At 64.5% G+C, this 14704-nt stretch carries 12 protein-coding genes; 7 read left to right on the top strand and 5 right to left on the bottom strand.

Annotated elements, in window-relative coordinates:
• The first annotated feature begins 1 nt into the window (after position 1).
• The 7 genes from AWB67_RS11720 (at position 2) to AWB67_RS11690 (ending at position 6917) form a co-directional block, all read left to right on the top strand.
• Positions 2-901 carry a MaoC family dehydratase gene (locus AWB67_RS11720; RefSeq protein WP_087656409.1) on the top strand — a complete coding sequence of 300 codons (900 nt, stop codon included), beginning with the start codon at positions 2-4 and terminating at the stop codon, positions 899-901.
• Positions 898-2217 (top strand): acetyl-CoA C-acetyltransferase, encoded by a 1320-nt coding sequence (locus tag AWB67_RS11715; RefSeq protein WP_087656408.1) that lies wholly within the window; start codon positions 898-900, stop codon positions 2215-2217. Before AWB67_RS11720 ends, AWB67_RS11715 begins: the two co-directional genes overlap by 4 nt.
• Positions 2218-2290: 73 nt before the next feature.
• A complete protein-coding gene (locus AWB67_RS11710) occupies positions 2291-4039 on the top strand; it encodes an AMP-binding protein (RefSeq protein ID WP_087656407.1) in 1749 nt (582 codons plus the stop codon).
• A gap of 18 nt (positions 4040-4057) precedes the next feature.
• Positions 4058-5008, top strand: a complete 951-nt coding sequence (locus AWB67_RS11705) for a DUF1571 domain-containing protein (protein WP_087656406.1) — start codon at positions 4058-4060, stop codon at positions 5006-5008.
• A gap of 153 nt (positions 5009-5161) precedes the next feature.
• The gene (locus AWB67_RS11700; protein ID WP_087656405.1) at positions 5162-5401 is read left to right on the top strand and encodes a hypothetical protein; all 240 of its coding nucleotides are present in this window, start codon (positions 5162-5164) and stop codon (positions 5399-5401) included.
• A gap of 121 nt (positions 5402-5522) precedes the next feature.
• Positions 5523-6308 (top strand): 5'/3'-nucleotidase SurE, encoded by a 786-nt coding sequence (gene surE / locus AWB67_RS11695; protein WP_087656404.1) that lies wholly within the window; start codon positions 5523-5525, stop codon positions 6306-6308.
• 144 nt (positions 6309-6452) lie between these two features.
• Positions 6453-6917, top strand: a complete 465-nt coding sequence (locus AWB67_RS11690; protein WP_087656403.1) for a DUF2147 domain-containing protein — start codon at positions 6453-6455, stop codon at positions 6915-6917.
• Between the two features lie 97 nt (positions 6918-7014).
• Here AWB67_RS11690 and AWB67_RS39520 read toward each other — a convergent pair whose 3' ends face one another.
• The 5 genes from AWB67_RS39520 to AWB67_RS11665 all read right to left on the bottom strand — a co-directional run bounded on the left by AWB67_RS39520 (position 7015) and on the right by AWB67_RS11665 (position 14593).
• Positions 7015-7446, bottom strand: a complete 432-nt coding sequence (locus AWB67_RS39520; RefSeq protein ID WP_159964832.1) for a transposase — start codon at positions 7444-7446, stop codon at positions 7015-7017.
• A gap of 137 nt (positions 7447-7583) precedes the next feature.
• Positions 7584-8681, bottom strand: a complete 1098-nt coding sequence (gene zapE / locus AWB67_RS11680; protein ID WP_087656402.1) for a cell division protein ZapE — start codon at positions 8679-8681, stop codon at positions 7584-7586.
• A gap of 101 nt (positions 8682-8782) precedes the next feature.
• Positions 8783-10213, bottom strand: coding sequence for a dihydrolipoyl dehydrogenase (gene lpdA / locus AWB67_RS11675; protein ID WP_087656401.1), 1431 nt, complete (start codon positions 10211-10213; stop codon positions 8783-8785).
• Positions 10214-10285: 72 nt separating this feature from the next.
• Positions 10286-11593, bottom strand: coding sequence for a 2-oxoglutarate dehydrogenase complex dihydrolipoyllysine-residue succinyltransferase (gene odhB / locus AWB67_RS11670; protein ID WP_087656400.1), 1308 nt, complete (start codon positions 11591-11593; stop codon positions 10286-10288).
• A gap of 141 nt (positions 11594-11734) precedes the next feature.
• Entirely contained in the window at positions 11735-14593 is a 2859-nt protein-coding gene (locus AWB67_RS11665) for a 2-oxoglutarate dehydrogenase E1 component (protein WP_087656399.1), read from the bottom strand.
• Positions 14594-14704 lie beyond the last annotated feature (111 nt).

Below are 14704 nucleotides of genomic sequence, written 5' to 3'. Positions count from 1 at the left end.
GATGCAGGCTCTCCCGATCCAGCGGGCGCGCACGATCGTCGTCGATGCGCTGCCGCCGCCGGCGAAGCTCTACGGGCGCGCGTTGCCGGGGCTCTTGAAGCGTCCGCATGCGTCGGCGGAAGTGCCGGCGCTGCGGCTCGTGCGGCCCGACGTCGCGCTCGATCCCGAGCAGATCGGCCGCTATGCGCGCGTGTGCGGCTTCATCCCCGAGCATGGCGTGCCGCTCACCTTCCCGCACGTGCTCGCGTTTCCACTGCATCTGATGCTGCTCACCGATCCGACGTTTCCGTGGCCCGCCGTCGGGCTCGTGCATCTGGCGAACACGGTCTGGCTGCGGCGGGCGTTGTCCGTCGGGCAGAATCTGCGGATCGAGGTAGAAAGCGGTCCGGTCGTCGCGCACGAAAAGGGTCAGGCGTTCACGCTGCACACGCGCATCTACCGGCGCGGCGAAGCGGTCTGGGATGGCGACAGCGTTTATTTGAAGCGCACCGCGCGCGGACAGACGACGAACGCGCCGCCCGCCGAAGCGCGTCCGCCCGCACCGCTACTGGCTCGCGAAGCCCGCTGGCAGCTTCCGGCGCAACTCGGCCGCGACTACGCGAGGGCGTCCGGCGACTTCAACCCGATCCATCTGCACGCCTTGAGCGCCAAGGCGTTCGGTTTTCCGCGCGCAATCGCCCACGGGATGTGGACGCTCGGCCGCACGCTCGCGGCGCTCCAGCCATCGAAGACGCTCGCCGCCGCGCGCGCTCACGGCGACTTCAAGCTGCCGATCTTCCTGCCCGGAGAAACCACGCTGTGGAGCGCGGCGCCTTCGCCCACCCAGCGCGACTTCGAAGTCCGCGACCTGGCCGGTGACAAACCGCATCTTCGCGGACAGTTCGAATGGGAATTGAAATGACCGCCTCCGCCCTTCCCGCCGTGCGCCGCGTCGCGATCGTCGGCAGCAACCGGATTCCGTTCTCGCGCTCGAACACGGCGTACGCGACGGCATCGAACCAAGACATGCTGAGCTTCACGCTGCAGGCGCTCATCGACCGCTACGACCTGCACGGCGTGCGGCTCGGCGAAGTCGCGGCGGGCGCGGTCATCAAGCATTCGCGCGACTTCAACTTGACGCGCGAGGCGCTCCTCTCGACCACGCTCGCGAAGGAAACGCCCGCCTACGACGTCCAGCAGGCGTGCGGCACCGGCCTCGAAACGGTGATCCTCGTGGCGAACAAGATCGCGCTCGGGCAGATCGACGCGGGCATCGCGGGCGGCGTCGACACGACGTCCGATGCGCCGATCGGCGTGAACGAGCGCATGCGCAAGATCCTGCTGGAGGCGAATCGCGGACGCTCGGCCGGACAGCGCATCGGCGCCCTCGCGAAGCTGCGCCCCGGCATGCTCTTCAAGCCGACGCTGCCGCGCAACGCCGAGCCGCGCACCGGCCTTTCGATGGGCGAACACTGCGAGCTGATGGCGAAGCGCTGGAAAATCTCCCGCGAAGCGCAGGACGCGCTCGCCTTCGAGAGTCATCGCAAGCTCGCGGCCGCCTACGACCGCGGCTGGTTCAACGACCTGATGACGCCGTACAAGGGCCTCTCACGCGACAACAACCTGCGCCCCGACATCACGCTCGACCAGCTCACGGCGCTCAAGCCCGTCTTCGACCGCGACGCCGGCACGCTCACCGCCGGCAATTCGACGCCGCTCACCGACGGCGCGTCGGTCGTGATGCTCGCCTCGGAGGAATGGGCCGCCGCGCGCAACCTGCCCGTGCTGGCGTACCTGAGCTTTTCGGAGACCGCCGCCGTCGACTACATCGACAAGAAGGAAGGCCTGCTGATGGCGCCCGCCTATGCCGTGCCGCGCATGCTGGCGCGCGCGCCGCTGACACTCGACAGCTTCGACTTCTACGAAATCCACGAAGCCTTCGCGGCGCAAGTGCTGTGCACGCTCGCCGCCTGGGAAGACGACGAATACTGCCGCACGCAGCTCGGCCTCGCCGGGCCGCTCGGCTCGATCGACCGGGCACGGGTGAACGTCAACGGCGGCTCGCTTGCTACAGGCCACCCGTTCGCCGCGACCGGCGGCCGGATCGTCGGCAACCTGGCGAAGATGCTCGCGAAGGCGCCCGCCCGCGCCGACGGCCAGCCGCCGCGCGGCCTGATCTCGATTTGCGCGGCGGGCGGCCAGGGCGTCGTCGCGATTCTGGAACGCGCGGTAATCTGACCGCACGCTGTCAGCGGAACGTTAGGCGCGCATCACGACTCGAACAACAACGCGGCGTCAAGGGAGACCGCAGATGAATCCGCTAGACGTACCGCCCCTGCCGGGCGCGTCCGACTCGCACAGCACCGACGGGATCTGGTACGCGTCGTATCCGCCGGGCGTGCCGCATGACATCGATTTGTCGCGTTATCGGTCGCTCGTGCATTTCTTCGACGAATGCGTCGAGACGTACCGCGAGCGCGTGGCCTATGTGAGCGTCGGCGCCGAACTCACCTTCGAGGCGCTCGGCAAGAAGGCGCACGCGTTCGCCGCGTATCTGCAGGGCATCGGCGTGAAGCCCGGCGACCGCGTCGCGCTGATGATGCCGAACACGTTCCAGTATCCCGTCACGCTCTTCGGCACGCTGTGCGCGGGCGCGATCGTCGTCAACGTCAATCCGCTCTATACCGCGCGCGAACTCGCGCATCAACTGAAGGACAGCGGCGCGCAGACGATCGTCGTGTTCGAAACCTTCGCGAAGACGCTACAGGATGCGCTGCCGGGCACGAAGGTGAAGCACGTCATCGTGACCGCGCTCGGCGATCTGCTTTCCGACGGCCTCAACCTGAAGGGCCACGCGCTCAATTTCGTGCTGCGGCATGTGAAGAAGGTGGTGCCCGCGTACGACCTGCCCCAGACGATACGGCTTCTCGACGCCCTGGCCGAAGGCAAGCGGCGCAGGCTCGAACCGGTGCGGAGCGGCCACGGCGACATCGCGTTCCTGCAATACACCGGCGGCACGACGGGCGTCGCGAAAGGCGCGATGCTTACGCACCGAAATGTGATCGCGAACCTGCTGCAGGCGAAGGCCTGGGCCGAGGAGCAGTTGAAAGGCGACATCGCGACCGTACTCACGCCGCTGCCGCTCTATCACATCTATTCGCTGACGGTGAACGCGCTGATTTTCGTGGGCATCGGTGGGCGCAACATCCTGATCGCGAATCCGCGCGACACGAAAACCATGATGCGCGTCCTGCGACACGAGACATTCACCTGCATCACCGCGCTCAACACGCTCTACTGCGCGTTCCTCGACAACGAAGAGTTCCGCAGCCGCGATTTCTCGAAGCTCAGGCTCGCGATGGCGGGCGGCATGGCGACGCAGAAGGCCGTCGCGGAACGCTTTCGCGAAGTGACCGGGCAGCCGATCGTCGAGGGCTACGGGCTCACCGAATGCTCGCCGATCGTCGCGATGACGCCGGTCGCCGTCGGCCGGCAGCAGGAATTTGACGGTTCGGTCGGCGTGCCCGCGCCCGCTACGCTCGTGCGCATGCGCCGCGACGACGGCGCGTGGGCCGGCATCGACGAACCGGGTGAGCTGTGCGTGAAGGGCCCGCAAGTGATGAACGGCTACTGGAACCGCCCCGACGAGACGGCGAAAGTCATCGATGCGAACGGCTGGCTCGCGACCGGCGACATCGCCGTAATGGACGCGCGAGGCTTCATCCGCCTGATCGACCGCAAGAAGGACATGATCATCGTGTCCGGCTTCAACGTGTATCCGAACGAGATCGAGGATGTCCTCGCAATGCACCCGAAAGTGCGCTCGGTCGCGGCGATCGGCGTGCCCGACCCGGTCACCGGCGAGCGCGTGAAGGTCTTCATCGTCCCGCGCGATAAATCGCTGACCGAGGAAGAAGTGATCGCTTTCAGCCGTTTACACCTGACGGGTTACAAGCGCCCCACCGCCGTCGAATTCCGCGACACGTTGCCGCAGACGACGATCGGCAAGATCTTGCGCCGCGAACTGCGCGACGCGGAAATCGCCAAATCGAAGGCTTAGTTCACGGAGATTCCCTTCATGCCGGATGCGCGACTCAGGCGATCGCTGGCCTCAGCCGTTTTGCTCGCCTGCGCTTTCGTCTGGTCGTCCGCGGCATCGGCGCAGACCGCCACCGACGCGCTGCCGACGGCCGCCGCCACCTCCGCCGCCGGCGCGGCGCTCACGGCTGAAAAACCATCGCCGCCGACCGTCGCGCCGTCGCAAGCGGGCAAACTGCCGCTCGACGAACAGGTGCGCTGGCTCTCGCGCGCCGCCCGCAGCGGCCTGCTCGCGAGCATGGGCGACGCGGACCTCGTCGCGCTCTTCGAGTCGCTCGATCCGCTCACGCTGCCTCGCTATCTGAAGCAGGGACCGAACGGCTACCCGTCTTACGAATTCACGCTCGTGCGGCGCGAGCGCATCCGCGGCGTCTGGCCAGACCGCCCCGACCACATGCTCGTGCGCCTCACGCGCGAGCCGCTGCGCATCTATGCGCGGTGGCTGCCCGACGGCGCGCACGCAGGCCAGGAACTGATCTACGACGATTCGACGCGCCCCGACCAGGTCTACGGCCATCTCGGCGGGCTGCTCGGCGTCGTGCCGCTGTGGGCGTCGCTGCACGGGCCGCTCGCGCGGGCGCAGTCGAATCATTCGGTGCGAGACCTGGGCGTCGAATACATCACGCGGCAGTTTCTCGCCGAGGGGCGGAAGTTCGCCGAGGCGGGCGTCACGCGCGCGAGCCGCATCGAGGTGAAGACGATCGAAGGCGCGCGGGTCGTCGCGTTTACTTACGAGACGCCGACCGGCCAGCCCGAGTTCTACGCGAAGAAGGAGATTCTGGGGCTCGACCTGGAGCGGCCGTGGTTCCGCTCGGTGGAATCGTTCGACAACGACGGCAATATCTTCGAAAGCATCGTGTTCCAGAACGTGGTGCCAAAGACCTTCGACGACCAGACGTTCGACCCGCGCAATCCCGCCTATCGGTTCTGACACGAAGGCGTCGCGGGTCGTGACATATGCTGAAACACCGGCCTGGATTGATTTAAGTTTCGCCTAAGAATCGGCCGATACATTGCCCGCACTCCACCGAAAACGCCGCGGCCGCCGCCGCCCACATCGCCATGTGAATAGAGGAGTTCGCTCATGAACCTCCGGCCAAAATCGGCTCCCGTCCGAGCCATCAAGCGCCTGCTCAGTCATCACGAAATCGCCACGCTGCTGCTTTTGTGGCACGGGCCGATCAATGCCATCGCTGCGACGCCCGATGTCGCTTCGCTCCAGGAATATGGGTATGTCGAGACGCTGTCGCAGGACGCCGGCGAGAAAACCGTGCGTCTCACTGAGGACGGCAACGCGATCTTGCGCGGGCTCGGCGTGAAGTAAGCGTGGCGGCGCGGGAGGTTGCGATCTCTGCAATAATCGGTCGGCTTAGGCCAATTCGATTGCAACTACGTTGCACGGGATCAGAGCAAGCGCTAACTCTGATCGACAGGAGAGATCCGCGATGTCCGCACGACCCATTGTTCAACGTGTTCTGCTCACCAACGACGACGGCATCGACGCCCCCGGCCTCGCCGTCCTCGAAGCCGTCGCGGCGGAACTCGCCGAGGAAGTCTGGGTCATCGCGCCCGAACACGACCAGAGCGGCACCTCGCATTCGATCAGCCTGCATTCGCCGCTACGCGTGAGCCGTCAGGGCGAGCGGCGCTTCGGCGTTCAAGGCACTCCCGGCGACTGCGTCGTGATGGCCGCGCGCCATCTGATGAAGGACGCACCGCCTACGCTCGTGCTCTCAGGCATCAACCGCGGCGCGAACCTCGGCGTCGAGACGATGTTCTCCGGCACCGTCGGCGCGGCGATGACGGGCCTCCTGCTCGGCTTGCCGTCGATCGCGCTTTCGCAGGCCTTCACCGATCGCGAAAACGTCCGCTGGGACACGGCGCGCACGCTCGCGCCGGGCGTGATCCGCCAGTTGCTCGACATCTCCCACGACGCGCCGACGTGCCTCAACGTCAATTTTCCCGACTGCGATGCCTCGGCCGCCGGCCCCCTTACGCCGACGAATCAGGGCGTCGGTCTGGTCGAGGGCATCGACGTGCTGAGCGAGACCGATCCGCGAGGCCTGCCGTATCACTGGCTGCGCTTCCAGCGCGGGCCGCGCGCCAATGCGCCGGATAGCGAGACGGCGGTGGTCGCATCCGGACGCGTCTCGGTGACGCCGCTGCACTTTGATCGCACCGACGACCGCACTTTCGCGACGCTCACAGCGGCGCTTCAGCACCGAAGCTGAGCGAGTTCCTCAAAGAGGCCTAGAGCCCATACTACAAAACGATGCCGCCGCATTCACGTATGCTGGCCGGCCAGGACGCGCGGATTCTCTACGGCACCACACCAACACCGCGCGCCAGAGACGCGTTTTCGCAAGGGAGGAAGCATGACCCGTTTCACCGGAAGCGCTTTGGCGCGCATGACGATCGCGTCGGCGCTTTTCGTATCGGCGACGATCGCCGCGGCTCAGTCGAATTCACCGGCGGGCCTGTGGCAAACCATCGACGACAACACCGGCCAGGCGAAGGCGCTCGTGCAGATCATCGACGACGGCGGCGGCAATCTGTCGGGCAAGATCATTCAGGGACTCGGAGAGCACGACAAGCCGGAGCGCCGCTGCACGGCTTGCACCGATTCGCGCAAGGACCAGTTGATCAAGGGCATGACGATCATTACCGGGATGAAGCCCAGCGGCAGCGACTGGGAAGGCGGCCAGATTCTCGACCCGGAGAGCGGCAAGCTCTACAAGTGCAAGATGCGTCTCGAAGATGGCGGGCAGAAACTGGTGGTGCGGGGGTATATCGGCGTGGCGCTTTTGGGACGCTCGCAGACGTGGGTGCGTCAGCAGTGACTGATCAGCCGCAAACATGAAAAAAACCGGCCAAAGACGTTCGTCTTTGGCCGGTTCTATCCGCTGAACGCAGATACCGATACCGATGCGGCGAATCTCAAGCCGCGCGGCGCACAATGTCCGGCACGAAACGCGGCGGCACGATATCCGGTGTGGCAGGCACGATCTCGTGGACCTGTGCTGCGCCTTCCATCGCGACCTCGGGGACGCTGCCCGGCACGCGCATGCGCGAGGTCATCAGCGAATAGAGGCTCTCGCCCGCCGGTCCGAACAACTGGACCATCACGCGTGACAACACGCCCGAGTCATGCCACGTTTTGAAGCGCCGATGACACGTCTGATAAGACGGATATTTGCGCGGCAGCGTGGACCACGACGCGCCGCTGTACATCACCCACAAGACGCCATTGAGCACGGCACGCGTGTTCGCCAACGGCCGCCCACGCAACTCGGCGCGGGGACGCAATTCGGGAAGCAGCGCTGCGACCATCTGCCATTCTTCATCGGTCATGTCGCGATAGCGCTTCATGATCATCTCCATACACAATTAGGTGTGTACGGAAGATACCGGCCGCCCCAAAGCGTCGGTATCAGATACGTCCGAATCTTCAAATTGAGCCGGAGCCTTTTGCCAATTGGTTCGCCCGGCATTTTTGATACTCGTATTCAGGTAAGCGAAGTATCGACGATGCGCCGCGGCGTCTCCAGATACTCCTTCGACTGCATCTCGACGATGCGCGAAACCGTCCGCGCGAACTCGTTCGCCATCGGCCCTTCGACGTACAGCTGCTCCGCCGGCACCGCCGCCGACATCAGCAGTTTCACCTTGTGGTCGTAGAAGACGTCGATGAGCCACGTGAAGCGGCGCGCCTCGGATGCCATGCGCGGCGACATCTGCGGCACGTCCGAGAGGATCACCGCGTGAAAGCGGCTCGCGAGTTCCAGATAGTCGTTCTGCGAGCGCGGGCCGCCGCAGAGCGTCGCGAAATCGAACCAGACGACGCCGTCGGCACGGCGCAGCGCCTTCAGCTCGCGCTTTTCGATATGCAGCAGCGGGCTTTCATCGGGGACGGCGGCGAGCTTCGCGAAATCGGCGCGCAACGCCTGATCCGCCGCGGCGCCGAGCGGCGTGTGGTACGCCGTCACCTGCGAGAGCGTGCGCTTGCGGTAGTCCGTGCCGGCATCGACGTTGAGCACGTCGAGGTTGGTCTTGATCAGCTCGATCGCGGGCAGCAGCCGGTCGCGATGCAGGCCTTCGGGATAGAGCGTGTCGGGATGGTAGTTGGACGTCATCACGAACTGCACGCCGTTGTTGAACAGCCGGTCGAGCAGCCGGTAAAGAATCATCGCGTCCGCGATATCGGAGACGTGAAATTCATCGAAACAGATCAGCCGATAGCGCTTTGCAATGCGCCGCGCGAGTTCGTCGAGCGGATCGGCCTGGCCCTTCAGATCCTCCAGTTCGCGATGCACCTCGCGCATGAACTCGTGGAAATGCAAGCGCGTCTTTCTCTGCACCGGCACGACCGCGAAAAAGCTGTCCATCAGAAAGCTCTTGCCACGTCCTACGCCGCCCCACAGGTACACGCCGCGCGGCAGATCCGGACGCACGAGAAACTTCTTCAGCGCGTTCGAACGGCGCGCCTTGTACGCGGTCCATTCGTCGTAGCAGCGCTGCAGGCGTTCGACCGCCACGAGCTGCGCCTCGTCCGACTGGTAACCGCGCGTCTGCAGTTCGTGTTCGTAATATTCGTTGACGTTCATGATGCCGCGAATGTGGCCCGCATGTGACCTTTGGATATGACGAAGGCGAGCGGGATGGCTCCCGCCCGCCTTCGTCGTGGTGCTTCGTGCACTGCCGGGCGTTACATGTTGAGCGCGCGCTTGTCGACGGCGAGTGCCGCTTCACGCATCACTTCCGACAGCGACGGATGCGGATGGCAAATGCGGCCAATGTCTTCCGACGCCGCCTTGAACTCCATCGCAACCACGGCTTCGGCGATCAGGTCCGACGCGTCCGCCGCGATGATGTGCACGCCGAGGATCTCGTCGGTCTTGGCGTCGGCGATCATCTTGACGAAACCTTCCGCCTTGTTGATGCCGAGCGCGCGGCCGTTGGCCATCATCGGGAACTGGCCCGACTTGATCTCGCGTCCTTCGGCCTTTAACTGCTGCTCGGTCTTGCCGACCCATGCGATCTCCGGCTCGGTGTAGATCACCCACGGAATGCAGTTGTAGTCGATATGCGGCTTCTGGCCGTCGATGATCTCGGCCACCAGCACGCCTTCGTCTTCCGCCTTGTGGGCGAGCATCGGGCCGCGCACGACGTCGCCGATCGCGTACACGTTCGGCACGCTGGTCGCGCAATGGTCGTCGACGGGGATGAACCCGCGCTCGTCCGCCTTCAGGCCGATCGCTTCCAGACCGAGGTTGTCGGTGTTTGGCACGCGGCCGATCGACACGATCAGGCGGTCCGCGTCCAGCGTCTGCGCGTTGCCGTCCTTGTCGGTGTAGGCGAGCGAGACGCTGTTGTCGGTCGTCTTCACTTCGCCGATCTTCACGCCGAGGTGAATGTCGAGGCCCTGCTTCTTGAACTGCTTGGCGGCTTCCTTCGCGAGTGCGTCGTCGCACGCGCCCAGGAACGCCGGCAGCGCTTCGAGCACAGTCACGTCCGACCCGAGACGGCGCCACACCGAGCCTAGCTCCAGGCCGATCACGCCCGCGCCGATCACGGCGAGCTTCTTCGGCACGGCGTCGAACGAGAGCGCGCCTTCGTTGTCGGCGACGATTCGGTTGTCGACCGGAATGTTCGGCAGATGGCGCGCCTTCGAACCCGTCGCGATGATCACGTTCTTCGCGGTCACGGTCTCGGTCTCGCCCTCGCCCGACACTTCGATCTGCACGCCGGCGTCCGTCTTGCCGGTGAACTTGCCGTGGCCCTTGAGCCACGTGATCTTGTTCTTGCGGAACAGGAACTCGATGCCCTTCGTCATCTTCTCGACGATGCCTTCCTTGCGAGCAAGCATTTTCGTGACGTCGAGCTTCACGTCCGACACGCTGATGCCGTGGTCGCCGAGATGCTTCGTCGCGTTCTCGAATTCCTCCGACGACGCGAGCAGCGCCTTCGACGGAATGCAGCCCACGTTCAGGCACGTGCCGCCGAGCTTCAGCGCGCCGGCCGGGTTCTTCCACTTTTCGATACACGCAACCGATTTGCCGAGCTGCGCTGCGCGGATCGCCGCGATATAGCCGCCGGGGCCGGCGCCGATCACGACGACGTCAAATTCCTTGGACATGACTTTCCTTCTTTTGTTGGCGTCGCGGCGCGCGCGAGCCTATCGCGCGCGCCGTGCGTCCTTGAATGTTTTTTACAGATCGAGCAGCAGGCGGGCCGGATCTTCCAGCGCGTCCTTCATCGCGACGAGCGACAGCACGGCTTCGCGGCCATCGATGATCCGGTGGTCATAAGACAGCGCCAGATAGTTCATCGGACGGATCACGATCTGGCCGTTTTCGACCACGGCGCGTTCCTTCGTCGCGTGCACGCCGAGAATCGCGGACTGCGGCGGGTTGATGATCGGCGTCGAGAGCATCGAGCCGAACACGCCACCGTTCGAGATGGAGAACGTGCCGCCCGTCATTTCCTCGATCGACAGCTTGCCGTCCTTCGCCTTCTGGCCGAATTCGGCGATCTTCTTCTCGATGTCGGCGAGGCTCATCTGGTCGGCGTTGCGCAGGATCGGCACCACCAGGCCGCGCGGCGAACCGACCGCGATACCGATGTCGAAGTAGCCGTGATAGACGATGTCGTTACCGTCGATCGACGCGTTCACCAGCGGGAACTTCTTCAGCGCGTGGACGGCGGCCTTCACGAAGAACGACATGAAGCCGAGCTTCACGCCATGTTCCTTCTCGAAGCGGTCCTTGTACTTGTTGCGCAGGTCCATGACCGGCGCCATGTTGACTTCGTTGAACGTCGTCAGGATGGCGTTGGTCTGCTGCGATTCGAGCAGACGCTCGGCGATCCGCGCACGCAGGCGCGACATCGGCACGCGCTGCTCCGGGCGGTCCTTCAGCCACTGGTCGGCGGAAGTCGGCGCCTTCACGTCCGGCAGCGCCGGCTTGGCGGCCTTCGCAGCCGGTGCGGGCGCGGGCTTCGCAGCGGGCGCGCTCGTGGTCGGGACAGCCGGCGCGCCTTGCGTCGCGGCGAGCGCGTCGCCCTTCGTGATGCGGCCGTCGCGGCCCGAGCCCGACACCTGATCGTTCGACAGGCCCTTCTCAGCCAGGATCTTGCCCGCGGCCGGCGATGCGGCGCTGCTCGAACCCGTGGCCTGCGCGGCTTGCGCGGCCGGTGCGGCTTCGGCCGCCACCGGGGCCGGCTTTACTTCGGCGTCGCCCGCCGCGGCGACGGCGGCAGGCGCTTCGCCCGCTTTCGCTTCCGTGTCGATCTTCGCGATGATTTCGTCGGCGACGACGATGTCGCCGTCATGCTTGATCACTTGCGCGAGCACGCCGGCGGACGGCGCCGGCACTTCCAGCACGACCTTGTCGGTTTCGATTTCGATGAGGATTTCGTCTTGCGCGACGGCTTCACCGGGCTTCTTCTTCCACTGCAGCATCGTGGCTTCCGAAACCGATTCGGAAAGCTGGGGAACCTTGACTTCTACGATAGCCATTCTGAATTGTCCTAATACGTGTCTTGTGAGAACGAACTCCGTGGCTGCTGCGCGCATCGATCGATTGCGAGCGCCGCAATGCGGCCACACGAGCGGATCGGGAAGTTTGTCTAAAACCGCCCGATCCTTTACGCCTTGCGCTTACTTCGCGATCGTCTGCGCGCCCTTCAGGCGGCCGAACGCGCCTTCGACCAGCGCCTTCTGCTGCTCGTAGTGCTTCGCGTAGTAACCGACCGCCGGCGACGCCGAAGCCGGACGTCCGCTGTAAGCCAGCTTCTGACCTTCCTTCATGCCGTCGCGCAGATGGTGCTCGACATAGAACCAGGCGCCCTGGTTCTGCGGTTCGTCCTGCACCCAGACCACTTCGGCCGCGTTTTCGTACTTCTTGAGTTCCGCGTCGAACTGCTTGTGAGCGAACGGATACAACTGCTCGATACGCACGATCGCGACATCGTTCGACTTCGCTTCCCGGCGATGCGCGACGAGGTCGTAATACACGCGGCCCGAGCACACCACCACGCGCTTGACCTTCTTCGGCTCGATAGCGTCGTCCACTTCGCCGATCACCGGCTGGAACGAACCCTTCGCGAGTTCCGACAGATCCGACACCGCTTCCTTGTGACGCAGCAGCGACTTCGGCGTCGCGATGATCAGCGGCTTCCTGAACAAGCGGATCATCTGGCGGCGCAGCAGGTGGAAGATCTGCGCCGGTGTGGTCGGCTGGACCACTTGCATATTGTGATCCGCGCACAGCTGCAGGAAGCGCTCGATACGCGCCGACGAGTGCTCCGGACCCTGGCCTTCATAGCCGTGCGGCAGCAGCATCGTGAGACCCGAGACGCGGCCCCACTTCACTTCGCCCGACGAGATGAACTGGTCGATCACGACCTGCGCGCCGTTCACGAAGTCGCCGAACTGCGCTTCCCACGCGACGAGCGTATTCGGCTCGGCCGTCGAATAGCCGTACTCGAACCCGAGCACCGCTTCTTCCGACAGCACCGAGTCGATCACCGTGAACTTCGCCTGACCTTCGGCGATGTTCTGCAGCGGGATGTACGTGCCGTCGTTCCAGCGCTCGCGGTTCTGATCGTGCAGAACGGCGTGGCGGTGCGTGAACGTGCCGCGGCCCGAGTCCTGGCCCGTCAGGCGCACGGCATAACCCGATGCCACGAGCGACGCGTAGGCCAGATGCTCGCCCATGCCCCAGTCGAGCTTCGACTCGCCCCGACCCATCGCGCGGCGATCGTTGATCACGCGCTCGACGAGCGGATGCAGCTTGAAGTTGTCGGGGATCGTCGTGATGCGGTCGGCGAGGCGCTTCAGCTCCGCGAGCGGGACGGCTGTATCGGCGGCGTCGGTCCACTTGCGGTTAAGGAACGGCACCCAGTCCACCGCGTACTTGCTCTTGAAGTTCGAGAGCACTGGATCGATGGTGTGATGGCCTTCGTCCATCGCCTGGCGGTACGCCTTGACGAAGTTGTCAGCGTCTTCAGCCGTGATCACGCCCTGCTGCACGAGCTTTTCCGCATACAGCGCGCGGGTGCCCGGGTGCTTCGCGATCGTCTTGTACATCAGCGGCTGCGTGACGGCAGGCGTGTCCTGCTCGTTGTGGCCGAGCTTGCGGAAGCAGATAATGTCGACCACGACATCCTTGTGGAACTGCATCCGGAAGTCGATGGCAAGCTGGGTGGCGAGCACGACCGCTTCGGGATCGTCGCCGTTCACGTGCAGCACCGGCGCCTCGATCATCTTCGCCACGTCCGAGCAATACAGCGTCGAGCGCGAATCGCGCGGGTCCGACGTCGTGAAGCCGATTTGGTTGTTGATGACGATGTGCAGCGTGCCGTGCGTGCCGTAGCCGCGCGTTTGCGCGAGGTTCAGCGTTTCCATCACCACGCCCTGGCCCGCGAAGGCCGCGTCGCCGTGGATCTGGACCGGCAGCACTTGCATGCCATTTTCGTCGCCGCGACGGTCCATGCGCGCCTTCGACGACCCTTCGACCACCGGGTTGACGATTTCGAGGTGCGACGGATTGAACGCGAGCGAGAGATGCACCGGGCCACCGTCGGTCGAGACGTCAGACGAGAAGCCCTTGTGGTATTTGACGTCGCCGGCCGGGAGGTCGTCGACGTGCTTGCCTTCAAATTCGGCGAAGAGATCGGCCGGCATCTTGCCGAGCGTGTTCACGAGGACGTTCAGGCGCCCGCGGTGAGCCATGCCGATGATGATTTCCTGCACGCCCGCCGCGCCCGCGTGACGCACGACCTCATCCATCGACGCGATAAAGCTCTCGCCACCTTCCAGCGAGAAGCGCTTCTGGCCGACGTACTTGGTGTGAAGGAAGCGCTCCAGCCCTTCCGACGCCGTAAGGCGTTGAAGAATGTGCTTCTTCTTCTCGTTCGAGAAATTCGGTGTCGAGCGGATCGATTCGAGGCGTTCCTTCCACCAGCGCTTCTGTTCCGGATCGCTGATGTACATGAATTCAGCGCCGAGCGTGCCGCAGTACGTGTCGCGCAACGCCTTGACGATCTCGCGCAACGACGCCTGCTCGAAGCCGAAGTACAGGTTCTGCGCATGGAACGTCTGGTCCATGTCCGACTCGGTGAAGTCGTAGAACGCGGGTTCGAGCTCGGGGATATGCGGACGTTCGCGGCGCTTGAGGGGGTCGAGATTCGCCCATTGCGAGCCGAGGAACCGGTACGCGCCGATCAGGGATTGAACGTAGACTTGTTTTCGCGCGGTGGCGAGGTCGCCCGTGCTTTCGCGCGGGATGAAGGCGTTGGCCTTCGCGCGCTGTGCGAACGATTCGACGATCGGGCCGTGGGCCACGTCGTTGTGATTCGTGCCATCGGAGGCCGGCACGTTCTGCAACGCGTCGAAATAATCACGCCAGGTGTCCGGGACGGACGCGGGATTATCCAGGTAGGCTTCGTACAGTTCTTCGACGTACGGAGCATTGCCGCCGAACAGATAAGAGTTCAGCTGGAATTGCTTCATCATTTTTACGCTCACCTTTCTTCGAGTTTCTCGAGAAATAGCGGGTTAAGAAACCTTCCGCGACACGGCCTGACCGTTTAGCGGATTGCGCGAATCAAGTCTGCTTGGAAGGAC

It is taken from the genome of Caballeronia terrestris, from assembly GCF_001544515.1.
Lineage (GTDB): Bacteria > Pseudomonadota > Gammaproteobacteria > Burkholderiales > Burkholderiaceae > Caballeronia > Caballeronia terrestris.
This window is presented reverse-complemented; position numbering and strand designations above follow the sequence as displayed.

Excerpts from the sequence above, each read along its gene's own strand:
- AWB67_RS11715 (WP_087656408.1), top strand. The coding sequence starts at position 898 with ATGACCGCCTCCGCCCTTCCCGCCGTGCGCCGCGTCGCGATCGTCGGC.
- AWB67_RS11665 (WP_087656399.1), bottom strand. The coding sequence starts at position 14,593 with ATGATGAAGCAATTCCAGCTGAACTCTTATCTGTTCGGCGGCAATGCT.
- AWB67_RS11705 (WP_087656406.1), top strand. The coding sequence starts at position 4,058 with ATGCCGGATGCGCGACTCAGGCGATCGCTGGCCTCAGCCGTTTTGCTC.
- AWB67_RS39520 (WP_159964832.1), bottom strand. The coding sequence starts at position 7,446 with ATGAAGCGCTATCGCGACATGACCGATGAAGAATGGCAGATGGTCGCA.
- AWB67_RS11710 (WP_087656407.1), top strand. The coding sequence starts at position 2,291 with ATGAATCCGCTAGACGTACCGCCCCTGCCGGGCGCGTCCGACTCGCAC.
- AWB67_RS11690 (WP_087656403.1), top strand. The coding sequence starts at position 6,453 with ATGACCCGTTTCACCGGAAGCGCTTTGGCGCGCATGACGATCGCGTCG.
- AWB67_RS11700 (WP_087656405.1), top strand. The coding sequence starts at position 5,162 with ATGAACCTCCGGCCAAAATCGGCTCCCGTCCGAGCCATCAAGCGCCTG.
- surE (WP_087656404.1), top strand. The coding sequence starts at position 5,523 with ATGTCCGCACGACCCATTGTTCAACGTGTTCTGCTCACCAACGACGAC.
- odhB (WP_087656400.1), bottom strand. The coding sequence starts at position 11,593 with ATGGCTATCGTAGAAGTCAAGGTTCCCCAGCTTTCCGAATCGGTTTCG.
- AWB67_RS11720 (WP_087656409.1), top strand. The coding sequence starts at position 2 with ATGCAGGCTCTCCCGATCCAGCGGGCGCGCACGATCGTCGTCGATGCG.
- lpdA (WP_087656401.1), bottom strand. The coding sequence starts at position 10,213 with ATGTCCAAGGAATTTGACGTCGTCGTGATCGGCGCCGGCCCCGGCGGC.
- zapE (WP_087656402.1), bottom strand. The coding sequence starts at position 8,681 with ATGAACGTCAACGAATATTACGAACACGAACTGCAGACGCGCGGTTAC.